The following is a 21,009-nucleotide window of genomic DNA, read 5'->3' as shown; positions in this document are numbered from 1 at the left end:
GCTTTTTGGTGTTTTATCGTTACTTCTTACGCGCGTACTTCAGTGAGTCCAGCGCCACCGCGAAGATAATAATGCCGCCCTTGATAATATACTGCCAGTATGGGTTCACGCCGATGTAAGTCAGACCGTAGTTGATGACGGTAAAGATAATCACACCGGTCACCACGCCGAAGACGGTCCCAACCCCACCGCTAAACGACACGCCGCCAACCACGCACGCCGCAATCGCATCCAGTTCATACATAAAGCCGAGGTTGTTGGTCGCCGAGCCGATACGTCCCGCTTCCAGCAAACCACCGAAGGCATAGAACACACCAGACAACGCATAGATAATCAGCAGGTTCAGCGCGACGTTCACGCCAGACACTTTCGCCGCCTCTGGGTTACCGCCGATAGCAAAAATGTTTTTACCGAAGCGGGTCTTGTTCCACAGCACCCACACAAAGGCCACGGCAATCAGCGCATAGAAGGTGATATAAGAGAGTCGGAAGCTGCCCAGCGCGATAAAGCCCTGCGCAAAGGTTGAGAATCCGCTGTCAAAGCCAGAAATTGGCGATGCGCCGACAAAATCGTAGTACAGGGAGTTGATCCCGTAAACGATGATCATCGTACCCAACGTGGTAATAAACGGCGTAACGTTCAGATACGCGATGATGATACCGTTCACCAGACCGATAACGGCGCCAATCACGCAGACAATCAGCACAACCACGATGATCGGCATCGTCGCCATTTCCGGGAATACCTTGTTGGCGTTCTCCATCGACTGCAGTAAGGTTGCCGCCACCACTGCCGCCAGGCCAACCTGACGCCCTGCCGACAGGTCTGTCCCTTGCGTAACAATCAGTCCCGCAACACCCAATGCGATAATAATACGCACTGAGGACTGCGTCAGAATATTACTCAGGTTGAGTAAACTTAAGAAAGTGGGATCCTGGAAAATAATAATTGCCAGCAAAACCAAAAGAACAACGTAAATTCCGCCTTCTTTCAGGTAAGTAAGAAAACTTTTCTTATTTAACGCACTCATGAGGAGCCCCTAATCTTAAAGGTGCAAAGACGCAAGACGGAGGATTTCGTTTTGCGTTGTCGTTTTAGTGTCAACAATTCCGGCAACGAGACCATTGCTCATCACCAGAATACGATCGGTAATACCCAGCAGCTCCGGCATTTCAGAGGAAATAATAATAATCCCCTTATCTTTTTTCGCGAGTTCGGCAATCAACTGATAAATTTCAAATTTTGCGCCGACATCGATACCACGGGTAGGTTCATCCAGCATCAGGATTTCTGGCTGTGTTAATAGCCAGCGGCCAATAACCACCTTTTGCTGATTCCCCCCGGAAAGTGAACCGATTTGTGTACGATGGCCCGGCGTTTTCACCCTCATGGAGTCAATCACCCACTGGGTATCGCTCTTCATGCGGGAATTATCCAGCAGGCCGACTTTATTTTTATAGTTTTGGATATTGGAGATTAACGAGTTAAAACCAATGTCCAGATACGCATAAATACCTGTTGAGCGGCGCTCTTCCGTGACCAGTGCAAAGCCATGGTTGATGGCTTCATTGGCGCTGTGGTTATTAATTTTTTTGCCGTGTAACGTAATCGTACCCGATGATTTCTCACGAATACCAAAAAGCGTTTCAACGATATCAGTGCGTTTTGCGCCTACCAGGCCAGCGATCCCGAGGATTTCCCCTTTGTGCAAATCAAACGAGACATCACGAATCGACGGCTGACGCAATGAGGTCAGGTTACGCACTTGCAGTATCACTTCACCAGGTTTGTTTTCTTTATCAGGAAAACGTTGGTTCAGCGAACGTCCAACCATCATGGCGATGATCTTGTCCATATCCAGCCCTTCCAGCGGCTGGGTTGCGATCCACTGCCCGTCGCGCAGTACGGTAATTTCATCACACAGTTGGAAGATTTCTTCCATTTTGTGAGAAATATAAACGATACCGCATCCACGCTCTTTCAGCTTACGAATAATGGTGAACAGATGATTAACTTCTTTCTCGGTTAACGATGAAGTCGGCTCATCCATAATGACAATTTTGGCATCATAGGAGAAGGCTTTGGCAATTTCGATCATCTGCATTTGTGAAACGGATAATGTACCGACGCGCGCCCGCGGATCGATATCAATATCCAGCTCATCAAATATCGCTTTGGTATCACGGTACATTTTTTCCTGATCGACAAACATACCTTTAGTGGGATAGCGCCCCAACCACATGTTGTCCATCACGGAACGTTGTAATACCAGGTTTAATTCCTGGTGTACCATCGAAATACCATTTTCAAGCGCCTCTTTCGCCGAATGAAAATCTATTTCTTTACCCTGAAATAAAATACTACCGGAATCTTTTTGATAGATACCGAAAAGACATTTCAATAATGTGGATTTCCCCGCGCCGTTCTCGCCCATTAAGGCGTGAATCGAATGTGGGCGGACTTTTAAATTAACATTATCAAGAGCCTTAACGCCGGGAAAAGACTTGTTGATGCCGGTCATTTCCAACAAGTATTCGCCTGACGACTGAGTATGTGTGCTGACCATAAATATACCTTGTTGGCCTTGCAAAGCGCGTTATTAAGGGCGCAATGAAATTGCGCCCACAGACGGAGATTTATTTATTAGTGAACTCAGCCAGATTATCTTTATCGACACCGACGTACGGAACGCGAACAATTTTGTTGTCAATTTTCCAGTTAGTGCCGTCTGCTGCGCCTTTGCCATCAGCCAGGTTTTTCGCCAAATCGAAAGTCGCTTTCGCCTGGTTGTTGGCATCGTTCAGCACGGTACCGGCCATGGCACCGGATTTCACCAGGGCCAGCGCTTCAGGCAGCGCATCCACGCCAAATACCGGTACGCTGGTTTTGTTGTGCGCTTTCAGTGCTTCAACTGCGCCCATCGCCATCGCATCATTGTTGGCGATAACCACTTCAATTTTGTTAGCGTTCGGACCGGACATCCACGCATCCATCTTATCTTTCGCCTGAGCGGTATCCCACATCGCGGTATCCAACTGCAGTTGCTCAGTTTTAATGCCCTTGTCGTTCAGCTCTTTGATCACGTAAGTGGTACGTGCTTCAGCATCCGGGTGTCCCGGTTCGCCTTTCAGCAGAACAAACTGAATTTTACCGTCTTTATTCAGATCCCAGTTCGGGTTAGCAGCCCAGTGTTTTGCAATCAAATCACCCTGAATAATGCCAGACTCTTTAGAGTCAGTACCGACGTAATACGCTTTGTCATAGCTGTCCAGCGCTTTACGAGAAGGTTCCTTGTTGAAGAACACGATCGGCACGTTCTGACCGCGTGCTTTTTCAATTACCGTGCCTGCTGCTGCCGGGTCAACCAGGTTAATCGCCAGTGCTTTAACGCCTTTTGCCAGCAATACGTCGATCTGGTCGTTTTGTTTGGACTGGTCGTTCTGCGAGTCATTCATCAGCAATTGTACGTCAGGCGCCGCTTTGGCATCTTTTTCAATAGCCTTACGTACCACAGACATAAAGTTATCGTCGTACTTATAAATCGTCACACCAATGCGGGTATCAGCAGCGTGCGCAGCCGCGCCGAATAACATGCTTGCCATTACAGCAGACAGGGTCAACACCTTCTTATTCATGGTATCTCCGGTTTTATTATGCAGGGTAGTACTTGAGATAAATGCTCGGCAGGCAGAACGTTACTGAAGTGTTACTGATCGCCGAAGCTCACTTTTAAAAATAATTCTTCCGTGCCTGGCAACGCTCCAAAAACTGGCTTTAATTTTTGTTTAAGGCACCAATACCTCGATGAAAGTGATTATTCACCGTTACATAGTAGTTACAGCGCAACAAACAGTGTCATCATAGCTATCGCATTGTTAATATACTGTGAATTTACTCACATATTGAAAGCGGTTACATGGCTCAACTTTATGAGTTAGTGATCGGTGCCGCATTCTGCCGCAATGCCACAGAATGACGACGCACCAGCGTCGGCATAAAGCAATGCGACGCCGCAGGATCTAACGTGCCCGCCGCGCCTTGCAGCGCAAGCTCCGTCGCCATTTTTGCCATTGAGGCGATGGGATAGCGCACGGTTGTCAGTTGTGGATCGGTGTAACGCGCAATGGGAATATCATCAAAGCCAATGATAGAAAGATGTAATGGGATGGCGATGCCGTTGTCTTTTAACGCGGTCAGTGCGCCCGCTGCCATGTTGTCGTTGTAGGCGAAGACCGCCGTCAGTTGCAAGTTGCGCCCCAGCAGCTCCACCATGGCAGACTCTCCGCCCTGCATATCTGGCGAACCGGTACCGATCCAGCTTTCCGCCGCATCAATCCCTTGTTCTTTCAGGGCCGATAACCACCCTTCTTTGCGCATCGCATCATCTTCAATACGATGGCTTGATGCCAGGTAACCAATGCGTTGATGACCATTATTCAGCAGCATGCGGGTCGCCATTTTGGCGCCGCTGATATTATCCAGGCAGACGCAACGGTGGGCGTAACCCGGAACAAGGCGATTGATCAGCACCATGCCAGGGATCTGATCCATAAACTCTGCCAGTTCCCGATCGCTGAGCGCTTTAGAGTGAACAATCAGAGCGTTACAGCGTTGGCGAATCAAAACCTCAATAGCATGACGTTCTTTTTCAGCCTCATGATAGCTATTGCCAATCAGGACATATTTCTGATGCTGCTGGGCAACCATATCGACAGCTTTAACCAGCGCGCCAAAAAACGCATCTGACACATCCATCACCACCACACCAATGGTGTCACTTACCTGTGTCGCCAGCGCCTGCGCATTGGCGTTGGGTCGATAGCCTAACTGAGTGACTGCTTTCATCACCGCTTCACGCGTGTCGGGACTCACCAGCGCACTGTTGTTCAGTACGCGGGAAACGGTCGCTACAGATACGCCAGACTGTCGTGCCACATCACGGATGGTTACCATATTCACTGCCCTGTTTTAGATTGCGGTTAGCCACAGACACCCCAGGCTGGGTATTTTGTCAGCACAATGAAACGGACTGCGTGAGTGATGTCACAGGAATGAAAGCGCTTACATCCATTTTGTTAATGAATGTGATCCAGATCGTTATCTGGATGTACGTGGTAATGATGTCCCTGAAGCACGCAGGGTTAATTGACACCATAGCCACTCAACCGGGCCCTGCCGGTAAAAACGCAGCCAAATGACGGAGAAAAGAAGATTAACGGCCCAGACAGGAATGACGAAACAGAGCAGCTCCAGCCGATCAAATTTCATAAACAAGCCGAATTGATAAAACAGCGTGGTGCAAATTAAGGTTTGCAACAGATAGTTGGTTAATGCCATACGCCCCACGCAGGCGATGGCAATCACCCACTTTAACCGGCTCAGCTGCGGCCAGAAGCCAAACATCAGCGCGGCATAGCCGATAGTCTGCAACGGCGCACCCAGCTCGCGCGGGGCTTGTAACAGGAAAGCACACCAGCGGTAGGCCCAGTCCAGATGCCACTGAATGATAATAGCAGGCAGGTTAATCGCCATCCCAACAATGACCAACAGTACGCCGGTACGTCGATAATGCTGCAAACTGTACTGTCCTTTCAGCCAGCCGCTGCGCATTAATGCTGCGCCAAGCAGCATCATCCCAGCCAGTTGCCAGCCGTACTGCGCGCCCAGCGCCAACAAGCTATTGGACATCATATCTACACGATTGCTGACCGCTTCCAGACCGCCATTCACTTTCCAGTATTTTTCATACAGCAAAGCTGAGGCATCCGGCGTCCAGGCCCGACTGGTTTCCCCGCCGGAGATAACGCCCAGCAGCAGCAGCACGCCAATCCCCACCAGATAAAGCAGGACGCCGGTGTTAAACAGGCTTTTTACCGAAGGGGCATCGCGAATCAACCGCCAGCAAATCAGACCAATTAAGCCATACGCCAACAGGATATCGCCGTCCCAGAAGAGTAACCCGTGAATAAACCCCAACAGCACCAGCAGCGTTAGCCGCGACTGGATCCAGCGTTTGCCGCGCGGGAGCAGCATTTGCAGCCCTGCCCCAAACAGCAATGCAAACAGCGTAAGAAACTTGACCTGGGCGAAGAGATCAAGCACCGCCCAGCTCCAGGCGTCGGTTAAGGTGATATTGCCATACCATGCGGGATTGAGGTATGCCGCCTTTGGCAGACCAAAGGCGTTAATATTGAGAAGCAGGATGCCAAGAATGGCGACGCCACGAATAAAATCCAGCGTGACATTACGCTCCATGGCCCCTGCCTTAATCAGTTGTGATGACGTACTGCGCGCAGGAATTCCTGACGCGTGTTCTGGCTGGACTTAAACAATCCGCCCAGAGAAGTGGTGGTGGTCGCACTGGTCGCATCACGAATGCCGCGCGCTTTCACGCAGTAATGCACCGCATCAATCGACACCGCGACATTATTCGTCCCGAGCAGCGTTTGCAGCGCGGTGAGAATTTGCTGGGTCAGACGCTCCTGCACCTGCGGACGCTGCGCGAAGAACTGTACAATGCGGTTGATCTTCGACAGGCCAATGACTGAATCTTTCGGGATATACGCCACCGTCGCTTTACCATCGATAGTGACAAAGTGATGCTCGCAGGTGCTGGTCAGCGTGATATCGCGGACCGTAACCATCTCGTCCACCTTCATTTTGTTTTCAATGACGGTGATTTTCGGGAAGTTGGCGTAATCGAGACCGGAGAAAATCTCATCGACATACATTTTCGCAATGCGATGCGGAGTTTCCATCAAACTGTCATCGCTCAAATCGAGATTGAGCAATTGCATAATCTCGGTCATATGGCCTGAGATAAGACGTTTGCGCGTTTCGTTATCCATCTCCTGCACGGGCGGGCGTAGTGGTGTTTCGAGACCACGCGCGACCAGCGCTTCATGAACCAAAGCCGCTTCTTTACTGAGTGATGACATTTCTTTTTCTCCTGCAGGTGTGGCGCCTCTGCCCTGCATGGGGCAAAGTTTTTAGGCTGTGTCACAGCCAGAACATTGTGCGTGAGGCGGCGCACATAATCCAGTATTCACCGCGATAATTATTGAAATTGGCACAGCCTTTCAGCTGTACCAAATTCACGTAGCGTTCAGCCCGGCGATGTTGAGTGTTAATGTAAAGTTATATAGATGATGAAGTATGTTTGCCCAATGCGGAAGTGAAAGTTACTCACAGTGCAATGAATAATCTGTATTATGGTGAATTCGCAAACATATTCAGGTTCAACACAACAAGGAGCCACGCATGGAAATGCTTGAAGAGCACCGCTGTTTTGAAGGCTGGCAGCAACGCTGGCGTCACAACTCCGCCACGTTAAATTGCGCTATGACCTTCAGCATCTTTCTTCCCCCACCTCGTGAGAATACCCCGCCTCCGGTGCTGTACTGGTTGTCGGGCCTGACCTGCAATGACGAAAACTTTACCACCAAAGCGGGCGCGCAACGTGTCGCGGCTGAGCTGGGTATTGTGCTGGTGATGCCAGATACCAGTCCGCGCGGCGATCACGTTGCCAACGATGATGGCTACGATTTGGGTCAGGGTGCTGGATTTTACCTCAATGCCACCCAGCAGCCGTGGGCAACTCATTTTCGCATGTATGACTATCTGCGTGATGAGCTTCCGGCCCTGATTCAGTCGCAGTTTAACGTCAGCGATCGTTGCGCCATCAGCGGACATTCCATGGGTGGCCACGGGGCGTTGATTATGGCGCTGAAAAATCCGGGGAAATACACCAGCATCTCCGCTTTTGCCCCCATCGTTAATCCTTGCCGCGTTCCGTGGGGCGAGAAGGCTTTTAGCGCTTATCTGGGTGAAGATAAATCGCAGTGGACCGAGTGGGATAGCTGCGCGTTAATGTTGGCCAGCAGGCCCGAAGATGCGATTCCGACGCTTATCGATCAAGGAGACAGCGATCAGTTTCTTGCCGATCAGCTACAGCCCGCGGTACTGGCCGAAACGGCACGTCAGACCGCATGGCCAATGACGTTACGCATCCAGCCGGGTTACGATCACAGCTATTACTTTATTGCGTCGTTTATTGAGGATCACCTGCGCTTCCATGCTCAGTATTTGCTGAAGTGATCACCAATACAGAGTGTTTTCTATTGCCGCGCTGTAGCTTATCTCTTCTGACTGCGGCGCGGACGCTTTGCGATTTAAATCGGCTGCCTGTTGGCGTACCTGTAATCGCGACGTACTCTCACTTCCCTCATGTCCTTCACTAAAATTCCGTACTTCAGACTCGAATAAGATTGCATCCAGATGATGCAGTTTATTCAGCGCCCGCAGCAGGGAAATAAGCGTATCGAGATTCAATCCCCCACCTTTCTCAATACGTTTAATGGTGGCAATCCCCACCTGAGCGCTGTCGGCAAACTGCTGCTGGGTCAGCGCCAGAGTAATCCGCGTTTCCCGAATACGCGCGCATAATGACAAGATGATTTCATCATTATTCATGGTGTGATATTTCATGCCACCCTCCCCTTTTTCTGGGCTGAATTTTTCCCAGGCAGCCATGATACGTTTCACGGTATTTCGCGCTCATGTCTTTACCCGTTTCATACATGGCTGCAATCACCTCATCGAGCGAAACGCATGGCTCACTGATGCGGCTTATCGCCATCGTTGCGGCGTTAATCGCTTTTACTGACGAAATCGCGTTGCGTTCGACACAAGGAATTTGTACCTGCCCGCCGACCGGATCGCAGGTCAGACCTAAATGGTGTTCCATGGCGATTTCTGCAGCGCTCAGCACCTGACCGACTGAGGCCCCCATCAGTTCTGCTAATCCGGCTGCCGCCATCGAACTTGCCACGCCGATCTCCCCCTGACACCCGACCTCAGAACCTAAAATAGATGCATTTTGTTTGAACAGTAACGCGATGGCGCCAGCGGTTAGAAAAAAGCGGGTAACCGACGCATTATCCAGTTCACAGACAAACTTATCATACCAACTAAGGACCGCCGGGATGATACCGCTCGCGCCATTGGTCGGCGCGGTCACCACCCGCCCTCCGGCGGCATTCTCCTCACTGACGGCAATCGCGAAGGCATTGACCCAGTTGAGGTTGGTGAGAAAGTCGTTAGCAGAGGGTCTCATTACCAGTGATTTATGCAGCGCGCAGGCTCTGCGCGGTACCTGATACGGCCCCGGCAACAGCCCCTCAGTATGTAGACCGCGATGGACGGCCTGCTGCATAATCGCCCAAACGTGCGAAAAATAGTCATGCAACGCCGCCTGGGAATGCACCTGTAACTCATTTTTCATCATTAATGCCGCAACGGATAAACCATTGCGCTGACACAGATCCTGCAGCTGCGCCGCATGCTGAAAAGCAAAAGGAGATACGTTTTCTTGCGCCGCTGTCTCGGGCGTCGACGCGCCGGGTTTACGAACCTGTCCGGCGCCGGTTGAAAACCATGTTTCTTCATACAACGTAAAATAATCATCCCGGGCGCGAAACGTCATCGCATAGGGATGACCGGCATGCGGTTGCTGATTAGCCAGAATCGTCACCGTCACGGCAACTGAAGGAGAGAGCAGCAAAATACCGTTTTGTTCAGCACGTTTAATGGCCTCCATTTGCTGACGTAAATCAACATCATCCGGCTGGTTACCCAACAAGCCCAGGTAAAGCGCTATATCAACGTTATGGCACTTGCGACTTAACGAGAGCGCACCATATAGCTCAACCTCAATTTTTCGCGTCAGCGGCAAAATCTCCTGCTGCTTTAATTGAGAAATAAAGTTAAACGCAGCACGCATTGGCCCTACCGTTCTTGAACTCGAAGGTCCAATAGCGACTTTAAAAATATCAACACAACTTTCCATTTTAGCCTCATCCTGTTGGTCACAATAGAATATGCCGCCAGTAGAAACAGACCGTGAGTGATATATCAAAAACGATACTTTTCAGATTTTGTATATTTGCTGGTATAAAAAACAATACTATTTTATCTTTTTTTTAACATTCACATCTGTGATAAAGCAGGATTCACTCGTCGCGACCATCTCTTACAATAACTCCAGCTTACAGGAGTGATTTTATGGCAATTATTTATTTTATTAGCGCAAAAGAACCTGAAAAACTGCAGGTATGGTTACATGAAACGTTTATAAATCGCGACACAAAACAAAATCAGTGCACACTGGAACAATTACATATAACACACATCAATAAATCATATTTTAAATTATCAATGCCAGATGAATCATTCACAAATGAAATACATAAAAAACTGCGGATCACGTCATACACTCAGCGGTTTGATTTTTTCATTAAACCACAAATCATTCCAGCAAAAGGAATTATTGCATTCGACATGGACTCGACATTTATCGAAGAAGAAGGTGTCGATGAAATTTCGCATGTGCTGGGCATCTCAGCACAGATAGCAGAACTGACTAAGCAGGCGATGGAAGGAAAGCTGGATTTCAATAGCAGCTTTACCCGGCGCATCGGGATGTTAAAAGGAACCCATATCGATGTGATTAATGCCGTATGCGATCAAATGACCGCTTCTCCCGGCATTACCACTATTTTGCCAATTCTCAAACAGAAAGGATTTAAAACGGCGATTATTTCTGGTGGTTTAGACATTTTTACTCGCAGATTACAGGAAAAATATCAACTGGATTATGTTTTTTCTAATACCGTTGAAATCAGGGACGGTAAACTGACAGATAATATCGCTGCGCCCATCATGAATGCAGATAATAAACAGAAAACATTGGAGCGACTCGCCGAAACGTTGCAGATACCGCAGCATAATATTATCGCCTGCGGTGATGGCGCTAACGATATTCCCATGCTGACATATGCAGGCACGGGTATTGCCTGGAAAGCTAAACCGGCGGTCAGAGAGTTAATAACAAATCAAATTAATTTTCACGGATTCGAGTCGCTTTTGTTCTTCATCGAAGATGGATTATAACCCACGAGCACTGCCTGAAGGGAAACTCATATGAGCTTGAAATCGTTTATATTCAGCCAGGCTGATAAGCCGGTTGTAAAAGAAAAACAAGAGATTGACCATACTTACAAAAAATTCAGGATAGAGATCATTACCTCGGTTTTTATCTCTTACGCTGTCTTTTATTTAACGCGTAAAAACTTCTCAGCGGCCATGCCGGCAATGTTGTCTGATACCCCTCTGACCGCAGAAGATTTTGCCATCATGTCTTCACTGTTTTACATCCTGTATGGGTCAATGAAGTTTGTTGGCGGCATGCTGGTTGATAAAATCAATCCGAAAGCCATGACCGGCCCGGTGCTCATTGGCGTTGGGATCGTCAATATTCTGTTTGGTTTTTCCGACAGCGTTGCCGCGTTTTATGTATTGTACAGCCTCAACGCCATTCTCCAGGGCACCAGTTTTCCGCCAATGGCAAAGATCATGGCATCCTGGTTTTCCAAAAATGAACGAGGGCGTTGGTGGGCGGTCGTCGAAGCTGCGCATAATATCGGCGGCAGTCTCGCCCCACTGTTGACCAGTTTTGCGATTGTCTGTAGTGGCAGTTGGAAAATGGGTTTTTATGTACCGGGCGCGATCTCCCTGCTGATGGGGATCATTGCGCTCTTTACGATTAAAGACCGTCCCGGGACCTTAGGTTTGCCTAACGTTGGCGAATGGCGCAAGGATCCGACAGAACTTGCCCAGGTTAAGGCCAGTCCGGTCAACCTCTCCTTTTGGCAGATTTTCGTTAAATATATCCTGATTAACCCGCTGGTGTGGATTATTATCATTGGCGATATGTCTGTTTATATTGCCCGCACCATTCTTAACGACTGGCCGCAAATTTACTATTCGCAGGTACATGGCTGGAGCCTGATTAAGGCCAACTCTATTATCTCGTGGTTTGAAGCAGGCGGACTTGCCGGAGGACTACTGGCGGGTTACTTATCGGACTTTATGTTTAAAAGTAATCGCTGGATGACAGGACTAATATTCGCCTTAATGCTGTGCGTGTGTATTATCTTAATCCCAGTGGTACAGGATACTTCATATACCATTACGGCCATACTTTTCACCATCATGGGGTTCGCCCTGTACGGCCCGCATATGCTTTTTGCCGTAGGTTGTCTGGATGTTACTCATAAAGACGCAGCGGGATCGATAACCGGCTTCCGGGGATTATTTAGCTATGTCGGCGCGGCATTAGCAGGCGTACCGGTGATATTAGTGAAGAACAACTGGGAGTGGTCTGGTGTTTATCTGTATGCCGTGATCGCCATCCTGTTAACCACCCTGTCACTGGCCTTACTCGCCAAATTCCATCGGCTATAAGCCAGCCATAACAGGACAGCGGGGTTATAGCCGCTGTCCTTAAGTCAAAAACGTAAGCCATTCTTAAGCATCAAAAACATTTCCCCTCTTCATTCTTCTCGCTTTCTTCACTTTTTCTCCATTTTTCTTTTTAACCTATCTTATTGATTTAAAAACAATTCCAACCCAACAAACATCAAACACAAATGATTTCTATTATCATTTGTGTTTACAAAAATTCTCACTTTTGTACAATCCCACCGCTTCTTTACTGAAAAGAGTCCTTAAAAGACAAATACATACAATTGTCATGGCCTTTCACATGACGCGCAGTTTGATTCATTTAAATGGAATGATACAAATGACTATACCTCACGTTAAGGCTGTAGCTGCCGCAGTTTGCGTCGCCAGTCTCCCATCACTCGGCCATGCCGCTGAACAGGACACCGTCGTCGTCACCGCTACCGGCTTCGAGCAGAAAATTCAGGACGCCCCCGCGTCGATATCTGTTATTACCAAGCAGCAGATTGAAGATAAAGCCTATCGCGATGTCACCGATGCGCTAAAAGATGTCCCTGGCGTCGTTGTCACCGGTGGCGGTAGCAGCAGCGATATCAGTATTCGCGGTATGGCTTCGCAATACACGCTGTTCCTGGTCAATGGTAAACGCATCAGCACACGCGGCACGCGACCTAACAGCGATAACTCAGGTATTGAACAAGGCTGGTTGCCGCCGCTGGAATCCATTGAACGCATCGAAGTCATCCGTGGCCCAATGTCATCGCTTTACGGCTCCGATGCGATGGGTGGCGTTATCAACGTCATCACCAAAAAAGTGTCGAATACCAAAGCCTGGACCGGATCCTTACACGGCGATGCCACTTTCCAGGAAGACAGAGATTCCGGTGATATTTACCAGACCAATGCCTATGCGTCCGGGCCGCTGATTGACGGGTTACTCGGCGCGAAGGTGACCGGATTATTCTCTCATCGTGCCGAAGATGAAATCCTCAATGGCTACAACGAACAGCGTATGCGTAACGGGGGTTTAACCCTGAACTTCACGCCGGATGATAAAAACGACATCGACTTCGATTACGCACGTGAACTGCAGGATCGTGACAGTACGCCGGGCAAATCCAAGGCACAAGAAAACTGCCGCAACGGAAGCTGTAAGCCCAACAGTAAAAGCGAAAGCAAGTATGTGCACACCACATATTCACTCACCCATAGCGGCTATTACGACGACTTCAACTCCACCAGCTATGTCCAGCAGGAAGAGACCGACAACCCTGGTCGCCAGATGAAGTCCTACAACACCATCTTTAACAATCAGAACCAGATTTTCCTCGGGGCGCACACCCTGACAGTGGGTGGACAGTACCGTTATGAGAAACTGCGCGATAATGGCAACCAGTTGCAAGCTGCTGATGGACTGAACAAACTGACCCGCTGGAGCTGGGCGCTGTTTGCTGAAGACGAATGGGCTATTACCGATACCTTCGCGCTGACCGGCGGTCTGCGTATGGATAAAGATGAAAACTACGGTGACAACTGGACACCGCGCGGTTACGGTGTCTGGCATCTGAGCGATCAGTGGACGTTGAAAGGTGGCGTATCTGCGGGCTATCGCGCTCCGGATCTGCGTCAGTCTTCTGCCAGTTGGGGACAGGTCACCGGCGGCGGCCGTCTGAACGGGATCATTGTTGGCAACCCGGATCTGAAGCCAGAGAAAAGCCTGAGCGAAGAGATCGGTTTACTGTGGGATAACGGCAACGATCTCAACGCGGGCGTGACCCTGTTCAATACCGACTTCAAAAACAAAATTACCGAAGTACGCCGCTGTAACAGCAGTTCTGACCCGGCCTGCACCATCGGTGGCATCCATTATGATTTCGTCAGCGATCGCGTGAACGTCGATAAAGCCAATATGCGCGGCGTAGAATCCACCTTCGGTTGGAAAATCACCTCCGACGTCAACTGGACGGCGAACTACACCTACACGGAATCTGAGCAAAAGAGCGGACAGTTCTCCGGCCAGCCATTAAACAAAATGCCAAAGCATATGTTTAACACCACCCTGGACTGGCAGGCCACGCAGGATCTTGGTTTCTGGAGCCGTCTGAATCTGCGCGGGAAAACGTCTGAGTACCTGAGCCGTACCTCTATGGCACAGGGAACGCCATCCTATACGCAGGTCGATGTCGGTTTACGTTACTATGCTACCAGGGATCTGTTGATGACCGCTGGCGTATACAACGTGCTGGATAAGCAAATCGATTATGATACCTACGACACCGTTCTCGATGGTCGTCGTTACACGGTTGGCATGACTTACAGCTTCTAAGTCTGGCGCAATAAAAAAACCCCGGCACTCATCATGCCGGGGTTTTGTTTTTTCTGCCGTAGCTGGTAAGAATTATTTCTTCACGCGACCCGGGAATTTCATTTCGCTGTAGCGAACGAAATGAGTACCTTTCGTCAGCTTGTAACCAAACCAGATAATCATGAACAGTGGGATACCGATATAGGTTGCCATCACACCCCCCCAGTCAATGCTGTCCTTCAGGAACGCTTCGTAGTTCTGACCCAGAGTGATGATCAGGCACAGCACGAAGGCAAAGATCGGCCCCAGCGGGAAGAAACCAGAACGATACGGCAGATCCTTCACATCGTGCCCTTGCAGCACATAACCACGACGGAAACGATAATGGCTGATAGCAATCCCTAACCAGGCGATAAAGCCCGTCATCCCGGAAGTATTCAGCAGCCACAGGTATACGGTCTGGTTACCAAACATTGAGGTCAGGAAGCACAGCCCCGCCACCACCGTAGTTGCATACAGTGCATTACGCGGCACACCACCTCGAGACAGTTTGGCGAAAATACGCGGCGCTTTACCGTCACAGGCCAGGGTGTAAAGCATACGCGTAGAAGCATACATCCCGGAGTTACCCGCAGACAGTACCGCCGTCAGGATAACCGCGTTCATTACCGCCGCCGCAGACAGCAGACCCGCGTGCTGGAATACCAGCGTGAACGGGCTAACGCTAATGTCTTTCACATCGTTACGCAGCAGGCTTGGATCGGTGTACGGAATGATCAGGCTGATAATCAAAATCGCGAACACATAGAACAGCAGGATTCGCCAGAACACCTGACGCACCGCGCGTGGAATATTCTTCTCAGGATCTTCCGATTCCCCTGCCGCGATACCGATAAGCTCAGTTCCCTGGAAAGAGAAGCCGACAATCATCGCCACGCCAATCATCGCGGCAAAACCACCGGCAAACGGCGCATCACCGGTCGTCCAGTTGCTCCAGCCCACCGGCTGAGCACCTTTGAAGATACCGACAATCATCATCACGCCAACCACGATGAAGATAATCACGGTGGTCACTTTGATCAGTGAGAACCAGTACTCCGCTTCGCCAAACCCGCGCACGGAAATGTAGTTCAGCAGGAAGATAACGCCGAGAAACAGTGCACTCCAGATCCAGCCTGGCGTGTCCGGGAACCACCAGCTCATTACCAGTTGCGCGGCCACCAGGTCAACGGCAATTGTCACCGCCCAGTTGTACCAGTAGTTCCAGCCCAGCGCGAAGCCGAAGCCTTCTTCTACATAGTTCTGACCGTAGGTAGAGAACGAACCGGAAACCGGCATATAGGCTGCCAGTTCACCGAGGCTGGTCATCAGAAAATACACCATCAGACCAATCAGAATATACGAGAACAACGCGCCGCCAGGACCCGCCGCAGAAATAGTTGCACCAGATGCAACGAAAAGACCTGTACCGATGGAGCCTCCGATGGCAATCATCGTCAGGTGACGCGCCTTCAGTTCACGACGTAGCGTGGGCGCTTCTGTGGTTTTAGTTTCGGAAACCATGTGAAAATGCTATCCATCCAAAAAATGAGGCGCGATTGTAGCAGACGAAACGGCTTTCTTCCGGCACAAATGCGCTGTTATAAGAGACCTTCATGACTGGCCGCGGATTATAAGTAAAGCAGAAAATGGGCGGAGCATGGCGTTGAAGACGAAACCGCCATTATGCATAGAGGTGATATTACGCCAGTGAGGGCGTTATTCGCCCTGCGCAACCTGGTCGCTGTAATGTAAAAAGCGCGTAATGGCGTTAGAGAGATGTTTTTGTCGATGATGAACGCGCCAGAGCGTGCGAACTAAACGCGGCAGCGGCACGGGAACTTCACTCAGCGTGCCCGCCTGTAACTGTTCTGCAATGACTCGACGCGACAAACAGCTGATACCGAGTCCATGGCGCACCGCATGCTTAATGGCCTCGGAGTTACCCAACTCCATCGCCATCTGGAATCTCGGCAGATGCGATAGCAACAGGTAATCTACCAGTTCACGCGTACCGGAACCTCGCTCACGTAAGATCCACGGCGAAGCAGCCAGTTGATCCAGCGTCACGGGGCCTTTTGTTAGCGGCGAAGACGGGGCGGCAAACACCACCAGTTCGTCCTCCAGCCATGGTTCAGAGATAATTTCTGTGCTGTGGCACGGCCCTTCGATCAACCCAATATCTACGCGAAAATCCAGGACTGCGTTGATCACATCCTGGCTGTTACCCACGCTCAGCTCCAGGGGTAAATCCGGGAAATCATGGCGATAACGGGCGATCATGGCGGGCAAAATATAGTTGCCAATGGTGCTGCTGGCATAGACGCGAATCGCGCCATTATCCTCACGAAAAAGCTGTTCGATTTCTATCGTTTGCTCAAGTAACGCCAACGCGCGCGGGTAGAGTAAGCGCCCGTGCTCATTGACCACCAACCGCTTGCCAACGCGATCAAACAGCTGTACGCCAAGCTGCCCTTCCAGATCGGTAAGCGCCGCACTCACCGCCGACTGCGACAGTGCCAGCATGACAGATGCCTGGGTTGTCGAGCCGCTTTTCAGTACCTCAGCAAACACTTCAAGTTGTCGCAGGGTGATATGCATAGTCGTTTTCCACCGGATATCCGTTACTTATACCCTAAATAATTCGAGTTGCAGGAAGGCGGCAAGAGAGAGCATCCCCGGGAGCGTACTTAAGTACGTGACTGGGGTGAACGAGCGCAGCCAACGCGCATGCAACTTGAAGTATGACGGGTATACCACTTATATAGATTAATTATAAATATATAATCAATTTTATTTTTAAACCACATCGCCGTACTCTTTTACCCAGATAAAGGAGAAGGATATGACAGAACTCACCTTACAGACTCATCGTCGTACAGCGTGGCATTTTATTCCGGGGCTTGCCCTGAGTGCAGTTATCACTGGGGTCGCCTTGTGGGGGGGATCCATTCCCGCCGTCGCTGGCGCCGGGTTCAGCGCCCTCACCTTAGCCATCTTGTTTGGGATGGTTATCGGCAACACCGTATATCCACAAATCTGGAAAAGCTGCGATGGCGGCGTCCTGTTTGCCAAACAACATTTATTACGCCTGGGGATAATCCTCTACGGTTTCCGCCTTACCTTCGCGCAAATTGCTGACGTCGGCGTCAGCGGTATCGTAATTGATGTGTTAACGCTCAGCAGCACCTTTATGATTGCCTGCTTCCTGGGGCAGAAAGTGTTTGGTCTGGACCGACACACCAGTTGGCTGATTGGCGCGGGGAGCAGCATTTGTGGTGCCGCCGCCGTGCTGGCAACTGAACCAGTGGTGAAAGCGGAAGCCAGTAAAGTGACGGTTGCCGTCGCCACCGTGGTCATCTTCGGTACTATCGCTATCTTCCTGTATCCGGCGATGTATCCGCTGTTGGCGCACTGGTTTAGTCCAGAAACCTACGGCATTTACATTGGCTCCACCATGCATGAGGTTGCGCAGGTTGTTGCCGCCGGACACGCCATTAACCCGGATGCTGAAAACGCCGCGGTGATTGCCAAAATGCTGCGCGTCATGATGCTGGCGCCGTTCCTCATCCTGTTGGCCGCACGAGTAAAACAACTGTCTCCGGCAACAGGTGGTGAGAAGAGCAAAATCACTATTCCATGGTTTGCCATCCTGTTCATTGTGGTGGCGATTTTTAACTCTTTCCACCTGCTGCCGCAGTCGGTAGTGAGTATGCTGGTGACGCTGGATACCGTGCTGCTGGCTATGGCAATGGCCGCACTGGGGCTAACCACTCACGTGAGCGCCCTGAAAAAAGCCGGTGCCAAACCGTTACTAATGGCGCTACTGCTGTTTGTCTGGTTGATTGTGGGTGGTGGTGCGATTAACGTCGCTATCCACGCGCTGATGGCATAAACGATCACGACTCACTTCCCTTAACCCGCTATACTCTCCCCTTTTGAGTATGGCGGGTTTAATTTATGAAATATATTGGAGCGCACGTAAGCGCCGCTGGCGGTCTGGCTAACGCCGCTATTCGGGCCGCAGAAATTGAAGCTACCGCATTCGCCCTGTTCACCAAAAATCAGCGTCAGTGGCGCGCCGCGCCGCTGACCACTGAAATCATTGATGATTTCAAGTCTGCTTGCGAGAAGTATCACTATACTTCCGCCCAGATCCTGCCTCACGACAGCTATCTGATTAACCTCGGTCACCCAGTCAGCGAGGCACTGGAAAAGTCACGCGATGCGTTTATCGATGAAATGCAGCGTTGTGAGCTGCTCGGTTTATCGCTGCTCAACTTTCATCCGGGCAGCCATTTGATGCAGATCCCGGAAGATGAATGTCTGGCGCGTATTGCTGAATCTATCAACATCGCCCTCGCTCAGACCCAGGGGGTTACGGCAGTTATCGAAAATACCGCCGGACAGGGCAGCAATCTCGGATTTAAGTTTGAGCACCTTGCCGCCATTATTGATGGTGTTGAAGATAAATCCCGTGTTGGCGTCTGTATTGATACCTGCCATGCTTTCGCTGCCGGTTACGATTTGCGTTCCGTCGAGGAATGCGAAAAGACGTTTGCGGAATTTGAACGTATTGTCGGTTTCAACTATCTACGCGGAATGCACCTGAACGACGCCAAGAGCACGTTTGGCAGTCGCGTTGACCGTCACCATAGCTTAGGTGAAGGGAATATTGGCCACGACGCTTTCCGTTGGATCATGCAGGATAGTCGTTTTGACGGTATTCCGCTGGTGCTGGAAACGATTAATCCGGATATCTGGGCAGAAGAGATTGCCTGGCTGAAAGCCCAGCAAACAGAACAAGCGGTGGCGTAATTATGAACGACAGGGAAAAGCAGATCCTTAAGATCCTGCGTCGCAATCCGTTGATTCAGCAGAATGAAATCGCCGATATTCTGCAGATAAGCCGTTCACGCGTCGCTGCGCATATTATGGATTTGATGCGTAAAGGCATGATCAAAGGTAAAGGTTATATCCTTACCGAACAGGATTATTGCGTGGTTGTCGGGGCTATCAACATGGATATTCGTGGTGTTGCAGACATCCACTATCCTCAGGCTGCTTCTAATCCTGGCAGCATTCACTGCTCGGCAGGCGGCGTAGGACGCAACATCGCCCACAACCTGGCGCTGCTGGGCCGTGACGTTCACTTAATTTCCGCTGTTGGCAGTGATTTCTATGGGGAAACATTGCTGGAACAAACGCGTCAGGCCGGTGTAAACGTTGCAAGTTGCATACGCCTGCATGGGCATAACACCTCAACCTACCTGTCGATCGCTAATCAGCAGGAAGAAACCGTACTGGCAATTAACGATACCCATATCCTGCAGCAATTAACGCCACAGTTGCTGAACGGGTCGCGAGATTTGATCCGCCATTCCGGTGTCGTACTGGCAGATTGCAATCTGACCGCCGAAGCCATTGAGTGGGTCTTTACTATTGCTGATGATATTCCCGTATTCATTGACACCGTTTCAGAGTTCAAAGCGGCAAAAATGAAGACATGGTTTAAGCGTATTCATACGCTTAAACCAACGCAGAAAGAGCTGGCGATTTTGTGGGGCCAACCTATCCATTCAGATGCCGATCGCATACTGGCCGTCAATAGTCTGCATCAGCAAGGTGTAAAACGGATCTTTGTCTGCCTGGAAGATGATTCCGTTTTTTGCAGCGAAAAGGACGGAGAACAGTTTTTACTGACACCTCCCGATCATACGATCGTAGACAGTTTTGGCGCCGATGACGCTTTTATGGCGGGATTGCTGTACAGCTTTCTGGAAGGTAGCGAGTTTCGTGAAAGCGCTCACTTTGCCATGGCCTGCGCGGCATTATCGCGAGCCAGCGTCAGCATCAACAACCCAACCCTCTCGGCAGATAACGCCTTATATTTGCTGCAAACAGCTTAAATGTAATGCCGGATAGCGCCACGCTTATCCGGCATTGCTCTCACTATGCTATACCGATAAAGAAACCCGCTATGGTGGCGCTCATCAGGTTTGACAACGTTGCTGCTGCCAGCGCGCGCATTCCAAGCTGCGCGATTTCCGGAGCTCGCTGTGGCGCTATCGCCGAAAATGCGCCGACAACAACACCAATCGAACCAAAGTTAGCGAACCCGCACAGCGCAAACGAAATAATCGCAATGGTCTTCACATCCAGTGTCCCGCCGGTTTGCAGATACGGCGAGAAGTTGAGATACGCGACAAACTCGTTGATTGCCAGCTTCTGACCAATCAGGCTACCTGCCAGCGTCGCATCGCTCCAGTCCACGCCCATAATCCAAGCCAGCGGTGCAAGTAGCCAGCCGAAGATTCCTTCCAGGGTGGCGTGACCAAAACCAAACCAACCACCAATTCCGC

At 50.2% G+C, this 21,009-nt stretch carries 18 protein-coding genes; 7 read left to right on the top strand and 11 right to left on the bottom strand.

Translation table 11 applies throughout. From position 1 onward, the window contains the following. Positions 1-19: 19 nt before the first annotated feature. From mglC to folE, 6 genes are all read right to left on the bottom strand, one after another. A complete protein-coding gene (mglC, locus tag FDX14_RS16720; RefSeq protein WP_005129205.1) occupies positions 20-1,030 on the bottom strand; it encodes a galactose/methyl galactoside ABC transporter permease MglC in 1,011 nt (336 codons plus the stop codon). A 15-nt stretch (positions 1,031-1,045) separates the two neighbouring features. Next, positions 1,046-2,566 carry a galactose/methyl galactoside ABC transporter ATP-binding protein MglA gene (mglA, locus tag FDX14_RS16715; RefSeq protein ID WP_005129207.1) on the bottom strand — a complete coding sequence of 507 codons (1,521 nt, stop codon included), beginning with the start codon at positions 2,564-2,566 and terminating at the stop codon, positions 1,046-1,048. A gap of 70 nt (positions 2,567-2,636) precedes the next feature. Continuing rightward, positions 2,637-3,635: a galactose/glucose ABC transporter substrate-binding protein MglB gene (mglB, locus tag FDX14_RS16710; protein ID WP_006683804.1), complete on the bottom strand. Its 999-nt coding sequence runs from the start codon at positions 3,633-3,635 to the stop codon at positions 2,637-2,639. Positions 3,636-3,927: 292 nt separating this feature from the next. Continuing rightward, complete coding sequence (gene galS / locus FDX14_RS16705) at positions 3,928-4,953, bottom strand: HTH-type transcriptional regulator GalS (RefSeq protein ID WP_038641992.1); 1,026 nt, start codon at positions 4,951-4,953, stop codon at positions 3,928-3,930. 144 nt (positions 4,954-5,097) lie between these two features. Continuing rightward, positions 5,098-6,255: a DUF418 domain-containing protein YeiB gene (yeiB, locus tag FDX14_RS16700; protein WP_137349897.1), complete on the bottom strand. Its 1,158-nt coding sequence runs from the start codon at positions 6,253-6,255 to the stop codon at positions 5,098-5,100. Between the two features lie 14 nt (positions 6,256-6,269). Further along, positions 6,270-6,938 carry a GTP cyclohydrolase I FolE gene (folE, locus tag FDX14_RS16695; RefSeq protein WP_003027410.1) on the bottom strand — a complete coding sequence of 223 codons (669 nt, stop codon included), beginning with the start codon at positions 6,936-6,938 and terminating at the stop codon, positions 6,270-6,272. 322 nt (positions 6,939-7,260) lie between these two features. Here folE and fghA point away from each other — a divergent pair, with 322 nt between their 5' ends. After that, on the top strand, positions 7,261-8,097 hold the full coding sequence (gene fghA, locus FDX14_RS16690; RefSeq protein WP_042307313.1) for an S-formylglutathione hydrolase: 837 nt from the start codon (positions 7,261-7,263) through the stop codon (positions 8,095-8,097). On the opposite strand, the gene FDX14_RS16685 is transcribed toward fghA, so the two are convergent. Both FDX14_RS16685 and FDX14_RS16680 read right to left on the bottom strand, forming a co-directional pair. Next, a complete protein-coding gene (locus FDX14_RS16685; RefSeq protein WP_061382069.1) occupies positions 8,098-8,487 on the bottom strand; it encodes a helix-turn-helix domain-containing protein in 390 nt (129 codons plus the stop codon). Further along, the gene (locus FDX14_RS16680; protein WP_137349896.1) at positions 8,465-9,847 is read right to left on the bottom strand and encodes an L-serine ammonia-lyase; all 1,383 of its coding nucleotides are present in this window, start codon (positions 9,845-9,847) and stop codon (positions 8,465-8,467) included. The genes FDX14_RS16685 and FDX14_RS16680 overlap by 23 nt, the downstream gene beginning before the upstream one ends. A 215-nt stretch (positions 9,848-10,062) precedes the next feature. Here FDX14_RS16680 and serB point away from each other — a divergent pair, with 215 nt between their 5' ends. The 3 genes from serB to FDX14_RS16665 all read left to right on the top strand — a co-directional run bounded on the left by serB (position 10,063) and on the right by FDX14_RS16665 (position 14,629). Continuing rightward, a complete protein-coding gene (gene serB / locus FDX14_RS16675; RefSeq protein ID WP_137349895.1) occupies positions 10,063-10,950 on the top strand; it encodes a phosphoserine phosphatase SerB in 888 nt (295 codons plus the stop codon). A 30-nt stretch (positions 10,951-10,980) separates the two neighbouring features. Continuing rightward, the gene (locus FDX14_RS16670; protein WP_137349894.1) at positions 10,981-12,303 is read left to right on the top strand and encodes an MFS transporter; all 1,323 of its coding nucleotides are present in this window, start codon (positions 10,981-10,983) and stop codon (positions 12,301-12,303) included. Between the two features lie 340 nt (positions 12,304-12,643). Further along, a complete protein-coding gene (locus FDX14_RS16665) occupies positions 12,644-14,629 on the top strand; it encodes a ligand-gated channel protein (protein WP_079223430.1) in 1,986 nt (661 codons plus the stop codon). A 72-nt stretch (positions 14,630-14,701) separates the two neighbouring features. On the opposite strand, the gene lysP is transcribed toward FDX14_RS16665, so the two are convergent. Both lysP and yieE read right to left on the bottom strand, forming a co-directional pair. Next, positions 14,702-16,171 carry a lysine-specific permease gene (gene lysP / locus FDX14_RS16660; RefSeq protein WP_137349893.1) on the bottom strand — a complete coding sequence of 490 codons (1,470 nt, stop codon included), beginning with the start codon at positions 16,169-16,171 and terminating at the stop codon, positions 14,702-14,704. 195 nt (positions 16,172-16,366) lie between these two features. Beyond that, a complete protein-coding gene (gene yieE, locus FDX14_RS16655; protein ID WP_079223428.1) occupies positions 16,367-17,248 on the bottom strand; it encodes a DNA-binding transcriptional regulator YeiE in 882 nt (293 codons plus the stop codon). Between the two features lie 244 nt (positions 17,249-17,492). Here yieE and FDX14_RS16650 point away from each other — a divergent pair, with 244 nt between their 5' ends. The 3 genes from FDX14_RS16650 (at position 17,493) to FDX14_RS16640 (ending at position 20,556) form a co-directional block, all read left to right on the top strand. Further along, the gene (locus tag FDX14_RS16650; RefSeq protein ID WP_042307297.1) at positions 17,493-18,542 is read left to right on the top strand and encodes a YeiH family protein; all 1,050 of its coding nucleotides are present in this window, start codon (positions 17,493-17,495) and stop codon (positions 18,540-18,542) included. Between the two features lie 65 nt (positions 18,543-18,607). Next, on the top strand, positions 18,608-19,465 hold the full coding sequence (gene nfo, locus FDX14_RS16645) for a deoxyribonuclease IV (RefSeq protein WP_042307296.1): 858 nt from the start codon (positions 18,608-18,610) through the stop codon (positions 19,463-19,465). Positions 19,466-19,467: 2 nt separating this feature from the next. Further along, complete coding sequence (locus tag FDX14_RS16640; protein WP_061382074.1) at positions 19,468-20,556, top strand: sugar kinase; 1,089 nt, start codon at positions 19,468-19,470, stop codon at positions 20,554-20,556. 43 nt (positions 20,557-20,599) lie between these two features. Here the strand turns inward: FDX14_RS16640 and FDX14_RS16635 are convergent. Further along, a partial coding sequence (locus tag FDX14_RS16635) for a nucleoside transporter C-terminal domain-containing protein (protein ID WP_286364582.1) occupies positions 20,600-21,009 on the bottom strand: 410 nt, incomplete at its 5' end.

Origin of the sequence: Citrobacter sp. wls710 (assembly GCF_005281115.1) — a bacterium.
GTDB classification, from domain to species: Bacteria; Pseudomonadota; Gammaproteobacteria; order Enterobacterales; family Enterobacteriaceae; genus Citrobacter; species Citrobacter werkmanii.
Note: the sequence above shows the minus strand (reverse complement) of the source record. Positions and strands in the feature narration are given on the sequence as shown.

Coding starts and splice junctions, on each gene's coding strand:
- FDX14_RS16670 (WP_137349894.1), top strand. CDS start 10,981: ATGAGCTTGAAATCGTTTATATTCAGCCAGGCTGATAAGCCGGTTGTA.
- FDX14_RS16650 (WP_042307297.1), top strand. CDS start 17,493: ATGACAGAACTCACCTTACAGACTCATCGTCGTACAGCGTGGCATTTT.
- FDX14_RS16685 (WP_061382069.1), bottom strand. CDS start 8,487: ATGAAATATCACACCATGAATAATGATGAAATCATCTTGTCATTATGC.
- yeiB (WP_137349897.1), bottom strand. CDS start 6,255: ATGGAGCGTAATGTCACGCTGGATTTTATTCGTGGCGTCGCCATTCTT.
- FDX14_RS16640 (WP_061382074.1), top strand. CDS start 19,468: ATGAACGACAGGGAAAAGCAGATCCTTAAGATCCTGCGTCGCAATCCG.
- folE (WP_003027410.1), bottom strand. CDS start 6,938: ATGTCATCACTCAGTAAAGAAGCGGCTTTGGTTCATGAAGCGCTGGTC.
- FDX14_RS16665 (WP_079223430.1), top strand. CDS start 12,644: ATGACTATACCTCACGTTAAGGCTGTAGCTGCCGCAGTTTGCGTCGCC.
- mglA (WP_005129207.1), bottom strand. CDS start 2,566: ATGGTCAGCACACATACTCAGTCGTCAGGCGAATACTTGTTGGAAATG.
- FDX14_RS16680 (WP_137349896.1), bottom strand. CDS start 9,847: ATGGAAAGTTGTGTTGATATTTTTAAAGTCGCTATTGGACCTTCGAGT.
- lysP (WP_137349893.1), bottom strand. CDS start 16,171: ATGGTTTCCGAAACTAAAACCACAGAAGCGCCCACGCTACGTCGTGAA.
- mglB (WP_006683804.1), bottom strand. CDS start 3,635: ATGAATAAGAAGGTGTTGACCCTGTCTGCTGTAATGGCAAGCATGTTA.
- galS (WP_038641992.1), bottom strand. CDS start 4,953: ATGGTAACCATCCGTGATGTGGCACGACAGTCTGGCGTATCTGTAGCG.
- nfo (WP_042307296.1), top strand. CDS start 18,608: ATGAAATATATTGGAGCGCACGTAAGCGCCGCTGGCGGTCTGGCTAAC.
- yieE (WP_079223428.1), bottom strand. CDS start 17,248: ATGCATATCACCCTGCGACAACTTGAAGTGTTTGCTGAGGTACTGAAA.
- serB (WP_137349895.1), top strand. CDS start 10,063: ATGGCAATTATTTATTTTATTAGCGCAAAAGAACCTGAAAAACTGCAG.
- mglC (WP_005129205.1), bottom strand. CDS start 1,030: ATGAGTGCGTTAAATAAGAAAAGTTTTCTTACTTACCTGAAAGAAGGC.
- fghA (WP_042307313.1), top strand. CDS start 7,261: ATGGAAATGCTTGAAGAGCACCGCTGTTTTGAAGGCTGGCAGCAACGC.